The organism is Rhizobium sp. 268, assembly GCF_036571585.1.
GTDB lineage: Bacteria > Pseudomonadota > Alphaproteobacteria > Rhizobiales > Rhizobiaceae > Rhizobium > Rhizobium redzepovicii.
The window spans coordinates 258,619-271,979 of sequence record NZ_JAPPSO010000001.1 but is presented as its reverse complement, the minus strand read 5'-3'; the positions used below and the strand labels follow the sequence as shown (position 1 = coordinate 271,979).

7 protein-coding genes are annotated in these 13,361 nt (G+C 62.8%); 3 read left to right on the top strand and 4 right to left on the bottom strand.

The annotated features are described in order from the left end of the window. Nucleotides 1–69 precede the first annotated feature (69 nt). Entirely contained in the window at nt 70–840 is a 771-nt protein-coding gene (locus tag OS035_RS01495; protein ID WP_375166322.1) for a DsbA family protein, read from the top strand. A 105-nt stretch (nt 841–945) separates the two neighbouring features. Beyond that, nucleotides 946–4,407 carry a chromosome segregation SMC family protein gene (locus OS035_RS01490; protein WP_331813294.1) on the top strand — a complete coding sequence of 1,154 codons (3,462 nt, stop codon included), beginning with the start codon at nt 946–948 and terminating at the stop codon, nt 4,405–4,407. Nucleotides 4,408–4,468: 61 nt separating this feature from the next. On the opposite strand, the gene OS035_RS01485 is transcribed toward OS035_RS01490, so the two are convergent. The 4 genes from OS035_RS01485 to OS035_RS01470 form a co-directional block, all read right to left on the bottom strand. Beyond that, nucleotides 4,469–6,580, bottom strand: coding sequence for a hypothetical protein (locus tag OS035_RS01485; protein ID WP_331813293.1), 2,112 nt, complete (start codon nt 6,578–6,580; stop codon nt 4,469–4,471). Next, on the bottom strand, nt 6,573–7,652 hold the full coding sequence (locus OS035_RS01480) for a toxic anion resistance protein (protein WP_331813292.1): 1,080 nt from the start codon (nt 7,650–7,652) through the stop codon (nt 6,573–6,575). The genes OS035_RS01485 and OS035_RS01480 overlap by 8 nt, the downstream gene beginning before the upstream one ends. Beyond that, nucleotides 7,649–8,434, bottom strand: coding sequence for a hypothetical protein (locus OS035_RS01475; RefSeq protein WP_331813291.1), 786 nt, complete (start codon nt 8,432–8,434; stop codon nt 7,649–7,651). Before OS035_RS01475 ends, OS035_RS01480 begins: the two co-directional genes overlap by 4 nt. 159 nt (nt 8,435–8,593) lie before the next feature. Continuing rightward, nucleotides 8,594–9,577 (bottom strand): phosphotransferase enzyme family protein, encoded by a 984-nt coding sequence (locus OS035_RS01470; protein ID WP_331813290.1) that lies wholly within the window; start codon nt 9,575–9,577, stop codon nt 8,594–8,596. Nucleotides 9,578–10,668: 1,091 nt separating this feature from the next. Between OS035_RS01470 and ppdK the strand changes: the two genes are divergently transcribed. Continuing rightward, a complete protein-coding gene (gene ppdK / locus OS035_RS01465) occupies nt 10,669–13,353 on the top strand; it encodes a pyruvate, phosphate dikinase (RefSeq protein WP_183777330.1) in 2,685 nt (894 codons plus the stop codon). Nucleotides 13,354–13,361: the final 8 nt, after the last annotated feature.

Sequence of the window (13,361 nt, the reverse complement as noted above, 5' to 3'; positions counted from 1 at the left end):
TGAGCGGCCGTCAGCCGTTATATCGCACAGTCACGCCGTCACTCTCATACCTATGGGGAACCCATGCAGATGTCCGAAATGCAACTGACGAAACGCCGCCTCCTGGGTGGGATCGCCATCGCCGCAGCTGCCGCAGCGCTTGTCGCCTGCAACGACAGCAAGGACGCTGCCGATGCATCGTCCTCCGGCAAGACCATGGCCGACGGCACCAATGTCGATACCATTCAGACGGCGGCCACGTCCGCGACCGAAATGCCGCAGTCGGACGGCGATGTCGATATGGCCGAGGTGCTGAAGCCCGGCGCGCTGCCGGAGATGGCGCTTGGTAAGGCCGACGCCCCGGTCAAGATCGTCGAATATATGTCGATGACCTGCCCGCATTGCGCCCATTTCCACAACACCACCTTCGACGCGATCAAGCAGAAATATGTCGACGCCGGCAAGGTGCAGTTCATCATCCGCGAATTCCCCTTCGATCCGCGCGCCGCCGCCGCCTTCATGCTCGCCCGCTGCAGCGCTTCCAATCCCGAGCAGCTGAGCACGCCGGAACAGTATTTCCCGATGGTCTCGATGCTGTTCAAGCAGCAGCAGGTCTGGGCCGCCGCCGATGACGGCCGCGCCGCACTGCTGCAGATGTCGAAGCTCGCCGGATTTACTGAGGATAGCTTCACGAAATGCTTGACGAACCAGAAGCTTCTGGATGAAGTGAACGCCACGCGGGAAAGAGGTTCCAAGGATTTCGGCGTCAACGCCACGCCGACGTTCCTCATCAATGGCAAGCGCTACTCTGGAGACATGCCGGTTGAAACCTTGTCGGCGCTCATCGACAGCCTCATCTGAACCTGACCGTTTCGAAACGACGGGCGACGGCGAAAGCCGTGCGCCCGTTTTTCGTATTCAGCGCAGCTTGCGGCTGAGGGGGCTTCCTGCCGTGGATGTCTACGCATGAAGTTCAACAAGCTGCGCCTGGTCGGCTTCAAATCCTTCGTCGAGCCGACGGAATTCATCATCGAGCGGGGGCTGACCGGCGTCGTCGGCCCGAACGGCTGCGGCAAGTCGAACCTCGTCGAGGCGCTGCGCTGGGTGATGGGCGAGAATTCCTACAAGAACATGCGCGCCTCGGGCATGGACGACGTGATCTTTTCGGGTTCCGGAAACCGGCCGGCCCGCAACACCGCCGAAGTGGCACTCTATCTCGACAATGCAACGCGCACCGCGCCCGCCGCTTTCAACGATGCCGACGAGATCCAGGTCACCCGCCGCATCGAGCGTGAGCAGGGCTCGCTCTATCGCATCAACGGCAAGGAAAGCCGCGCCAAGGATGTGCAGCTGCTGTTTGCCGACGCCTCCACCGGCGCCCGTTCGCCCTCGATGGTCGGGCAGGGCCGTATCGGCGAGCTGATCCAAGCCAAGCCGCAGGCCCGCCGCCAGCTGCTCGAAGAGGCGGCCGGCATTTCCGGCCTGCATTCCCGTCGCCACGAGGCCGAACTGCGGCTGCGCGCCGCCGAAGGCAATCTCGAGCGTCTCGATGACGTCACCTCGCAGCTCGAAAGCCAGATCGAGAGCCTGAAACGCCAGGCCCGCCAGGCCAACCGCTTCAAGACGCTGTCGGCCGATATCCGCGCCCGCGAGGCAATGCTTTTACATATCCGCTGGATGCAGGCCAAGGAGGCCGAGGCCGAGGCCGATAGCGCGCTGAACCAGGCGACATCAGTCGTCGCCGAAAAGGCCCAAGCCCAGATGGAGGCGGCCAAGCAGCAGGGCATTGCCAGCCTGAAGCTGCCGGAACTGCGCGACGGCGAAGCGCGTGCCGCCGCCGCCCTGCAGCGGCTTCAGATCGCCCGAAGCCAGCTGGAGGAAGATGCCGGCCGCATCCTGCGCCGACGCGATGAACTCACCCGCCGTCTCGCCCAGCTTGGCGAAGATATTCGCCGCGAGGAGCGGCTGGTGGCCGACAATGCCGTCATCCTGGCAAGGCTCGACGCCGAAGAAGCCGAGATTGCGGAAGTGCTGGCCGATTCCGGCCGTTATGCCGAGGAAACCCGCGAGGCCTTTGAGGAAGCGGCCGCAAAGCTCGCCGACAGCGAGCGCATTTTTACCGCGCTGACGGCCGAGCGCGCCGAAGCGGCTGCCGGCCGCAACCAGCTGGAACGCGCCATCCGCGATCTCGCCGATCGCCGCATGCGCCTCGAGCGCCAGATGGACGAGGCCAACCACGAACTCGCAGCCATCGGCGACAAGATCGCCGGCCTGCCTGACCCGGATGAAAAACGCGCCATCGTCGAGGCCGGCGAAATCGCCCTTGCCGACGCGGAAGCCGCCGTCCAGGTGGTGGAGCAGGCGTTGGCCGCTGCCCGCCAGACCGAGGCGCTGTCGCGCGCGCCGGTCGATCAGGCCCGTTCGAGCCTGAATGCGCTGGAAACCGAGGCCCGCACCATTTCCCGCATGCTCGCCGCCGGTGCTGCCGCCGGCAAATTTCCGCCGGTTGCCGACGAACTGAAGGTCGACCGCGGCTTCGAGACCGCACTCGGTGCTGCCCTCGGCGACGATCTGGAATCGCCGCTTGCTGCCGAGGCGCCGGCCCATTGGTCGGACAATGGTGATGGTTCCGGCGATCCTGCCCTTCCCGAAGGCGTCACGCCGCTGCTCGGCCATATCAGCGCGCCTGCCGCACTCACCCGCCGCCTCCGCCAGATCGGCCTGGTCGCCGATGGAGACGCGGAACGCCTGATGGCGGCGCTGCAGCCCGGTCAGCGGCTGGTGACGAAAGAGGGCGCCGTCTATCGCTGGGACGGTCACGTCACCGGCGCCGACGCGCCGAGTGCGGCCGCCCTTCGCCTTGCCCAGAAGAACCGCCTGGCCGAGCTCGAAGGCGAAGCAGCCCTTGCCCGCGACGTGCTCGCCGAAGCCGAGGAGCGGCAGGCGGCGGCCGCCGAAGCAATCCGGCTGGAGGAGCGCCGGCTTGCTGACGCCCGCGACATGAGCCGGCTGTCGGCGCGTCATTTGGCCGAAGCCCGCGAAGCGCTGGTAGCGGCCGAGCGAGCCTCCGGCGACCTGATCCGCCGCCGTGATGTCGTCAGCGAGGCGGTCAGCCAGCTGGGCGCGCAGCTGGAGGAGATCGGCGTCCAGGAAGAGAACGCCCGCATCGAGCTGGAAGATGCGCCCGATCTGACCGCGATCGATGAGCGTCTGCGCTTCCAGCAGGCGGAGGTCGCGACCGATCGCGGCGCGCTTGCCGAAAGCCGCGCCCGCCACGAAAGCCTGGCACGAGAAAACGAGGCTCGCCAGCGCCGCATCATGGCGATCGGCCAGGAGCGCGAGACCTGGCGCCAGCGGGCGCTCAGCGGCGAGGACCAGGTCGCGACGCTGCGCGAGCGCGAGGAAGAGGCGCGCGAAGAGGCAGCCGAACTCGAAATGGCGCCGGATGAATTCGACGACAAGCGCCGGGCTCTGCTTTCCGAATTGCAGAAGGCCGAGGAGGCGCGCCGCAACGCCGGCGATCTCCTGGCGGAGGCCGAACGCATCCAGCGCGAGGCCGATCACCAGGCGGCGACGGCGCTCTCCGCGCTTGCCGAATGCCGGGAAAGGCGCGGCCGCGCCGAGGAGCGCTTGGTTTCGGCCCGCGAGAAGCGTCAGGAAAGCGAAAGCCGCATCCGCGAAGTTTTGAATGTCGCGCCGCATGAGGCGCTGCAGCTGACCGGGCGCCCGGCCATGCAGGCGCTTCCCGATCCGCGCGAGGTCGAGCGCGAGCTGGAGCGCCTGCGGATCGAGCGCGAGCGGCTCGGCGCCGTCAACCTGCGCGCCGACGAGGAACAGAAGGAGCTGAGCGAGAAGCTCGAAGCGCTGATCAGGGAGCGCGACGACGTCATCGATGCGATCCGCAAACTGCGCGGCGCCATCCAGAGCCTCAACCGCGAGGGCCGCGAGCGGCTGATCGCCGCCTTCGACATCGTCAACGCCCAGTTCCAGCGGCTGTTCACCCATCTCTTCGGCGGCGGCACCGCCGAGCTGCAGCTGATCGAATCCGACGATCCGCTCGAAGCCGGCCTGGAAATCCTGGCGCGGCCGCCCGGCAAGAAGCCGCAGACCATGACGCTGCTCTCCGGCGGCGAGCAGGCGCTGACGGCGATGGCGCTGATCTTCGCCGTCTTCCTAACCAATCCGGCGCCGATCTGCGTGCTCGACGAGGTCGACGCGCCACTCGACGACCACAATGTCGAGCGCTACTGCAATCTGATGGACGAAATGGCGGCCTCCACCGAAACCCGCTTCGTCATCATCACCCACAACCCGATCACCATGGCCCGCATGAACCGCCTCTTCGGCGTCACCATGGCCGAACAGGGCGTCTCCACCCTCGTCTCCGTCGACTTGCAGACCGCCGAACGCCTGCGCGAGATCGCCTGAATTGCTCCCCCGCGACCGGGCTGGTTGCCGGCGTCGGTTGACGATCGAAGCCGAGCTCCGCCTAAAGCTGATATCGGCCGCGCTCTTCCAGGAGGGCTTCGATCCGGCGGCGTCGCGCAACGGCAATTGCGACAAAGGAAGTGACAACAGCCGCGAGCCCCAAGCTTCCGATGAAAAGCGTCAGCAGCCACCTTCCCAACCGCCGCACCGGCGATGGAAAATCGGCATTGAGCCAATCCATCGCATTCGCAGTGTAGCCGTTGGCCGAGACCCAATCCCGCATCAGCGCCAAGCGCTCGCAGTGAACGCCGGCATACAAAACCTTCATCTCGCTGACCTGGTTGAGGAATTTCGCGGCATCGACGACATTCCCCTCAAGGTAGGCGATCTGTGCGAGCGTATAGGCCGCGAGCGAAGCATCGATCTCCGTCGGCGCAACCGGGGAAGCGGACTTGTTTTCCGCCGCGATCGACCCACGAAGATTGATGTCCAGGCCGCGGAAAGTGTCGGTGACAGGCTGCGGAGGCGCTGTCAGCCCGCCGTTCCCCCGGCCGGCGGCCAGATCCAGCTCCGAACGCAGGCGCTGCGAGAATTGCTGGGGCAAGGCTTCACGACGCGAGTGCTGGGCAAATCGATAGTCATCGATTGCGAAGAATGCGACAAAAACCATCGCGGCCACCGCGCCGAGATATCGCGATCGGCGCGTGGCAAGAACGATCGCGGCAAGGCATATCGGATATTTGAGCCAGTTCAGCAATAGGGGCCCGACCGTCCATTCGTCAGCGCCGGCGATGACTGTAACGCCGTTCTGCTGCGCATAATCGGCCGCGCTTCCGGCAAGCGCCACAAAATGGAAGGCGGTGTTATCAGCCGCCTCAGGCAGCCAGATCCAATAGGCCCCGAAAGCTGACAGGGCCGCAAAGGCCAGAAGACCAAGGACAAACAGAAGGTAACCACGTGCGCGGGCGGCGATTGCTTCGATCGCACGTTCGCCATTGGCAATCGAAGATGGTTTGGGTAGCTTATTGGCGATGCGGCTGCCGAACACGCCAGCCGCGCGTTTGACCGCGCCCGTGAGGTTGGCACGGCGCTGTTCCAGCTCCCGCTCGATCGACCAAACCCTTCGGCTCCGGCGTGCAACCCACCAGCCGAGCCCATTTGTTAGCGGCGCGGCGATGGCAAAGATCAGTGCGGCCGAAAGCAGCAGATATGCCTTTTGCGATTGAGCGGAATTGTCGGCCAGGAACTTTTCGCGCGCCTGCGGTCCAAAACCGCCGGAGGCCAGCGCGAAGTTCCGTATCGCCTGAAAACGGGTCTGATCGAAATTGTTAAGAAGGAAGCCGCCTGTTTCCAGCTTGTCGAGTGCGGCCGCAGCAGCAGCGCTGTCGCCACGAAAAGCCGCCACTTGCGCCAAGAAGTACGGCAAGATCTTCGCATTCCCACCCGGTTGCGCCCGTTGATCTCCATTCGCATCGGCGGCAGCCTCGTAGACGTTTGCCGGCAAATCGGACGGGCGGATCACCCTGTATTTTTCATAGGTCGGCCGAGCACTGAAATCCCGGCAAAGGTCATACATCAGACTGCCGACAACAGGGATGCCCGGAATGCCGACGACAATAATGGCGATGATCGCGCGGCGGGAAAGCGGAGCGTGAAATATCAGGGCAATAAATGCAAACAAGGCGAACGCAAAGGGAGCGAGCAATTCTGCTCCCCCGAACAATCCCCACCGTATCAGAAAGAACACGACTGCCAGGCCTGCGAAAAACCAACGCCCCTTGATGATCATCCCAGCGGTCGCAAGCGCGAGGATGAAGGAGACATATTGGGCATGATAGGGTAGCGTCCAGAGCCCGGTCTGAACTGACGAGTCCGCTGATTTGACGCCGGCCAGCCCCAACGCATTGGTGAACCCGTCGAGCACATAAATCGAGCCATTCAACATCCGCAGATCGATCGCATCAGTTGGCCGGGTATACGCTGCTGCAAAGAGCAGCATGAACGCGACGAAAGCAAGTCCTTGGGCAATCAGCGACAGCAGATGGGATCGACGATGCAATCCGGCATGCTCTTGGTCGCTCGTTTGATCGGGCTTACCTGGTGCTGAGCCAGAGACCGGCGCAGACGAGGCTGCGCCGAGCACACGCCTGCCGAAAGCGGAGGCGTCAGCCACCGGCAACTCCGGCCGCCTTGACACCGGAGAGCATCTCGCTCCGAAGACGTTCCAGTTCGCCGATTGCCTGGCGGCGGTCCGTCGCGCCCTTCTCATGGGCATCGCGAACGTCGGTCAGCGTCAGCAGGATCTTGTCATGGACATGCTGGAGCGTTTCGACATCGACCACAAGGCGCTGGTTGGATTTCGCCGTCGCCACCGAATTCTGGTGCAGCAGATCGGCGTTCCTGCGCATGATGGCGTTGGTTGCGTTGTCGATGGTATCCGCCAAAGCGACGGCGCTTTTCTGTTCGTCCAAGGTCAGTGCCAGCATGAATGCGCGTTTCCACGCGGGCAGGGTTAACTGGCGGATCGTCTGGAACTTGTCGACAAGCGCGAGATTGTTTGCCTGGATGATGCGAACCATCGGAAGGGTCTGCATAGCCGCGTGCTGAAGAACACGCATGTCGTCCGCCCGCTTCGAAAGCTGCTGACGGTTTGCCTCGAGGACAGCGAGATATTCGGTCGCGACAAGGTCACCGGATGGGTTATTCTGGCGGGCAATCTCGTCCTCCATGTCATGAAGCCGCATCTCGATGGCTTCGACATGTTTGCCGAGTGATGCGTATTCGGCGCGGACGCCCTCATACATGAGCTGATAGTCATGGTTTCGCCGCGACAGCGTTTGGGCCGTCGTCTCGATTTGCGCAACGAGCTTGTCGACTTGACCTTTGACGGTGTCGAACCGGGCAATGGCACGTTCCTTCGATCGCGCGATCCGCTTCAAAAGGCCGCCGATGACGGGAATTCGTCCAGTCGGGTTATCGAGTGACGACAAATTGAACTGTTGCGCCGTAAGCACGATCTCGTTCAGCTGAGCTCCGGTGTCCTCGAGGCCGGTTGCGCGTGCCGTTCCAAGGATCTCATCGGCATATTGGGATGACCGCTCACCGACCTCCTGGCCAAACTGCTGGATGGAGAGGGCCGACGACAGGTCAATGGTGGCCGCCAAACGCGCGACTTCCGGATCGATCTGCTGTTCTCCGGCGGCCGCATTTGACGCGTCGTGCAGTGGCAATGCTGCTTTGATCATTGTTGTCCAACCTTCTTCAGGAAGCCTATGAGATTGCTGTGAGCATCAAGAAATGCAGTCACGGCGGAACTGCGGGGTTTTGCTTCGCCATGAATGATCGCCAGCGCATTTCTCTGCCAGAGAGGCAACAGCAGGGTTTCAATGTCGGTAAATCGGTCGAGCAAGGAAGCAAGCACGCTGGCTGACAGCTTGATCTGCTGAATTGTCAGCGTGTTGGCAGTCTCAATCGCCATGATGTTGGCAAGACGTCGCTCAAACCTCGCAACCAGAGCCGGGTCCGAGCCGCTCTCCTGCGAAACAAGCAGCGTGGCGTCCGATATGACGCCGCCAAGACGCGTCTGTTCGTCGATGAGCTCCAGTCGGGTTTTGTCGAGAATTCCCCGGATGCGCTCACCGATCTGTGCCGCTCGGCTCAATTGGCGAAATAAATCGGCGACCCTGTGACTTGCAAGTTCGAATTCCAGGCGGGCCTCGACGGCTGCGCCGGTGAACCGACCAAGCAGGCCCTGCTTCCGCAACATCTTCTGGAGGTCTATATCTTCAAGCATTTCAACCAGCTCGTTTGCCGAACTGCGGATGTCGCGAGCCGGGGTCGAACTCAGGATGTCATTATCCATCTTCGGCGAGCGAGCTGCCTTGTCCAGAACGGCAATCGCGTCGTCATCGATCATCGCAGCTGGAGCAGGTTGCGCTTCCGCATTGTCGGCCGCGGCGTAAGAATGATTGGTGCTGAGGGCCATCGCAATATTGAGCTCAAAAGAATGCAAATCTTCAAAAGACAATCTCGACGCGAATATTGAAAATAAAATGAATCTGGTTGTACGCCTTTTATTGGCATGGAAAATGTCGGCCGGCTGCTATCGGCACATCTGGACATTCCGCCGCTCTCGGCCTCGAAATCACCCATTCCGCCCGTCGCCGATCAGCGCTGTGAGAGGAGGTCAAAACAGGCGGTCGGCAAATTGATCGGTCTCCCAGGTCTTCAGAAAATTCGCTTCTCTCGCAATCCAGCCGACGGCTTCGCTTCCCCATTCTTGCGCACGGCTGGCGTATTCGCCCATCAGCCAGAAGTGGCGGACAATCACGAAGCGGAGGGCGGCTTCGAAGTCTTGGGGCGTGATCGGCCGGACGGCGCGATATCCGTCGATGAAGGCCTCCCACATGCCGGTCAACTTGCGGCCGAAGGAAACTTTCGCCCAGAGGAAAACCGACAGGTCGTAGGCGAGGTATCCCAGGCCGCTGTCGTCAAAATCGAAAAACACCGCTTCACCGGCGTCATTGATGCGCGCGTTGAAGCCGTGGCAGTCTCCGTGACAATAGGTCCAGGTCAGCGTGTCGAACGCCTCGATCGCCTTTCCCGTCCGCGTGGCGATCTCTTCAAGATCGCGAAGAACATCGGCGTCTTCGACGACGCCGCTCTCGCATATGCGCGTCAGCGGGCGATGCAGCAGGTGTTCGAGGTCAAGACCATATACCGCGCCGTCAGGGGAAAATGTCTCGGCGGCATTGTGCATCAGGGCAAGCGTCCTGCCGTTGGCGCTGGCATCGCCGGCGTCCGTCGCGTTTATTCCGCGGCCATCGATCGCCCGGAAAAGCACGCCCTCGCGGAGGCCCTCCGGCGCATGCCCCTGCAGGAAGAGGGCACCGTCGCGTGTGGGGATGGGGGCAGCCACCGGAACGCCCGCTTGCCAAAGATGCGTGAGAAAGGCCGTCTCGGTTTTGACGTCGGCCCGACCACGTGCGCGATGGTGGGACAGCCGGAAGACATAACGCTCTCCGTTGCTGCCAACGACAAGATAGACATCGTTCAAGCCCCGATGAAGCATGCGGCAATGAACCGGACCAGCGAGCGCGTAGTGTTTATCGATGAACTGTCCGATCGCCCCGATCTGCGCGGTCGAATAGAGCGGGTCAAAATCGAGCATGGGATGGTCCCGTAGAAGCGCTGGCAGGCTCTGCAGGATAGGGAGTGTCTGGCACAGATGCAACGCTTGCTTGTGGCAAGCGGGCCCAGATTCACCACACCCTCCGTCCCCCTCGAGCTTGCCCGAGGACCCGTCTTGGCACCATCAGCAGCAGTGGCGTGGATTCCAGGCTCAAGGCCAGGAATGACGGAGGTTGAGGGGACGGGACCGGCAGGAGGCGCGGACCCGGAAAGGGAGAACCTGGCAAGAGGCGGCACCGCATTCATATCTGGCGTCCGTCGCTGTTTTGCTGCGGTGGTCACCCCACCCTCCGTCCTCCTCGGGCTTGACCCGAGGATCCATCTTAGCGCCATCAGCAGCAGCGCGTGGTCCGAGACTCAGAGGGCCTGGGATGACCGAGGAGAGGGACGAAACCGGCGGGAGACGGGGCTTGACGGGCGGCGTTTGGTCATATTGCGTAACAGCGCGCCATACGGCGTGATTTCTGAGGCATGAAAGAGTGGCCCGGGAGGGGCGGAGACACGCAGGCCGACGGCCGAAACCTGCTGAAAAGGCCCGCACTTTCGTCGGAATTTTCGTAAGCACCAAAAAAGGTCGGCTTCTTTGCGGCTCGTACCCCATTTGGGTGATGCTCTTTGCGATGACTTGCATTAGAAGTTGTTTCAACGCAACCTGATGCTTCTGCGGAAACGTGGGCGGTCATATGTGCGTATTGTCGGATTTGCAGGCGGTTTTCCGGGCAGAGGGCAAGAGCCGGAAAATCGGGGGCAGTTCCAGGAGGCGCGCAAAGCGGCTTTCGCAGGAATTGCGTGAAGACCAAGCGATAGGGCATTCCATTACTTGAGGAAAGTGCCCTGGGTTGAGGGACCCCCCGTCCGGTTTTCCTGGCCGGACGGAAACAAGGCTTTGCGGGACATGTTGCAGTCCCGCAAAGCTTTTTTTATGCCGTCTTCGTGCCGGGCGATGTTTCAATCGTTTCGATCGCTGCCCTGCCGAAGATTTATTGTGCAACGCAACATTCTGCCGCATTTGTCGATTTTCATTTCAACACCAACGGATTAAGCTAATCCCGGTTTGGTGTTGGGGGGAAGATGACCAAGTGGGTCTATACGTTCGGCGACGGGCAGGCTGAGGGCCGGGCGCGCGATCACGAGATTCTGGGCGGCAAGGGCGCCAATCTGGCGGAAATGTGCGCGCTGGGTCTGCCGGTTCCGCCGGGGCTGACGATCATCGGCGATGCCTGCAACACCTATTACAGGAATGGCCGCCATATCGAGGACGGCGTAAAGGCCGAGGTGCGCGCCGGCATTGCGGGCATCGAGGCGATCACCGGCCGTCGCTTCGGCTCCGGCAGCCAGCCGCTGCTGCTTTCGGTGCGCTCCGGCGCCCGTGTTTCCATGCCCGGCATGATGGACACGGTGCTCAATCTCGGCCTCAACGACGAGACGGTGCAGGCGCTCGGCCATGATGCCGGCGACGCGCGTTTTGCCTGGGACAGCTACCGCCGCTTCATCCAGATGTATGCCGATGTCGTCATGGGTCTCGGCAACGACGCCTTCGAGGAGATCCTCGAAGACGAGAAAGCCAAGCTCGGCCATGAAACCGATACCGAACTCAGCGCCTCGGAATGGCAGCACATCGTCTCGCTCTACAAGAAGCTGATCGAGGAGGAACTGGAGCAGGAATTCCCGCAGGATCCGGAAGTCCAGCTCTGGGGCGCGGTCGGCGCCGTCTTTTCCAGCTGGAAGAGCGCGCGCGCCGTCACCTACCGCCAGCTCCACAATATTCCCGAAGGCTGGGGCACGGCCGTCAACATCCAGGCGATGGTCTTCGGCAATCTTGGCAATGCGTCTGCGACCGGCGTCGCCTTCACCCGCAACCCCTCCACAGGCGAGAAGGCGCTCTACGGCGAATTCCTGGTCAATGCGCAAGGCGAGGATGTCGTTGCCGGCATCCGCACGCCGCAAAGCATCACCGAGGAGGGGCGGATTTCCTCCGGCTCTGAAAAACCCTCGATGGAAAAGCTGATGCCGGAGGCTTTCCGCGAGCTTTGCCGCATCTGCAGCGAGCTTGAGATCCATTACCGCGACATGCAGGATATCGAATTCACCATCGAGCGCGGCAAGCTGTGGATGCTGCAGACCCGTTCGGGCAAACGCTCGACCCGGGCGGCAATGAAGATCGCCGTCGACATGGTCGATGAGGGAGTGATCACCGAGGACCAGGCGGTGCTGCGCATCGAACCCTCCAGCCTCGACCAGCTCTTGCATCCCACAATCGATCCGCGCGTCACCCGCCAGGTGATCGGCACCGGGCTTCCGGCTTCGCCCGGCGCTGCGACCGGCGCCATCGTCTTCACCGCCGAAGAGGCCGTCGAGGCGGAATCCGAAGGCCGCAAGGTCATCCTGCTGCGCGTCGAGACCAGCCCCGAGGATATTCACGGCATGCATGCGGCCGAAGGCATCCTGACGACGCGCGGCGGCATGACCAGCCATGCGGCGGTCGTTGCCCGCGGCATGGGCATCCCCTGCGTCGTCGGCGCCGGCACCATGCGCATCGATCAGCGCAACGAGCGGCTGCTCGGCATTGGCGTCACCCTGAAGAAGGGCGACATCATCACCATCGACGGCTCGGCCGGCCAGGTGCTGAAGGGCGAGGTGCCGATGATCCAGCCGGAACTCTCGGGCGATTTCGGCCGGATCATGGGCTGGGCCGACCGCGCCAGGCGGATGACGGTACGCACCAATGCCGATACGCCGGCCGATGCGATGGCCGCCCGCTCCTTCGGGGCCGAAGGCATCGGCCTTTGCCGCACCGAGCACATGTTCTTCGAGGGCGAGCGCATCCATGTCATGCGCGAGATGATCCTGGCCGTCGATGAGAAGGGCAGGCGGCTGGCGCTCGACAAGCTGCTGCCGATGCAGCGACTGGATTTCACCGGTCTCTTCACCGTCATGCACGGCCTGCCGGTAACGATCCGCCTGCTCGACCCGCCGCTGCACGAATTCCTGCCGAAGACCGATGACGAGGTGGCCGAAGTCGCCTTCGCCATGGGCATGGAAGCGCAGGCCTTGCGCCAGCGCGTCGATGCGCTGCACGAGTTCAACCCGATGCTCGGCCATCGCGGCTGCCGGCTGGCGATCTCCTATCCTGAGATCGTCGAGATGCAGGCCCGCGCCATCTTCGAGGCGGCGGTTGCCGCGGCGAAGGAGACCGGCGCGGCCGTCGTGCCTGAGATCATGGTGCCGCTGGTCGGCCTGCGCTCCGAGCTCGATTACGTCAAGGCCCGCATCGACGAGGTCGCCGGCGATGTGATGAGCGAGGCCGGCATGAAGATCGATTATCTCGTCGGCACGATGATCGAGCTGCCGCGGGCGGCGCTGCGCGCCCATGTGATTGCCGAAGCCGCCGAATTCTTCTCCTTCGGCACCAACGACCTGACGCAGACCACCTTCGGCATCTCGCGCGACGATGCCTCGGCCTTCATCCCCACCTACCAGCGCAAGGGCATCATCGAGCATGACCCGTTCATCTCACTCGATTTCGACGGGGTCGGCGAATTGATCAGCATCGCCGCGGAACGCGGAAGGCGCACCCGCAACGACATGAAGCTCGGCATCTGCGGCGAACATGGCGGCGACCCGGCCTCGATCCGCTTCTGCGAAACGATCGGCCTCGACTATGTCTCCTGCTCGCCCTTTCGCGTGCCGATCGCCAGATTGGCGGCCGCGCAGGCGGTCATATCAGGCGGTCTGAAAGACCTCCGGGGGAAATAGTCAGCTCG

What these genes read in the sequence shown, in the direction of transcription:
- OS035_RS01495 (WP_375166322.1), top strand. Translation starts at nt 70, where the DNA reads ATGTCCGAAATGCAACTGACGAAACGCCGCCTCCTGGGTGGGATCGCC.
- OS035_RS01490 (WP_331813294.1), top strand. Translation starts at nt 946, where the DNA reads ATGAAGTTCAACAAGCTGCGCCTGGTCGGCTTCAAATCCTTCGTCGAG.
- OS035_RS01480 (WP_331813292.1), bottom strand. Translation starts at nt 7,652, where the DNA reads ATGATCAAAGCAGCATTGCCACTGCACGACGCGTCAAATGCGGCCGCC.
- OS035_RS01470 (WP_331813290.1), bottom strand. Translation starts at nt 9,577, where the DNA reads ATGCTCGATTTTGACCCGCTCTATTCGACCGCGCAGATCGGGGCGATC.
- ppdK (WP_183777330.1), top strand. Translation starts at nt 10,669, where the DNA reads ATGACCAAGTGGGTCTATACGTTCGGCGACGGGCAGGCTGAGGGCCGG.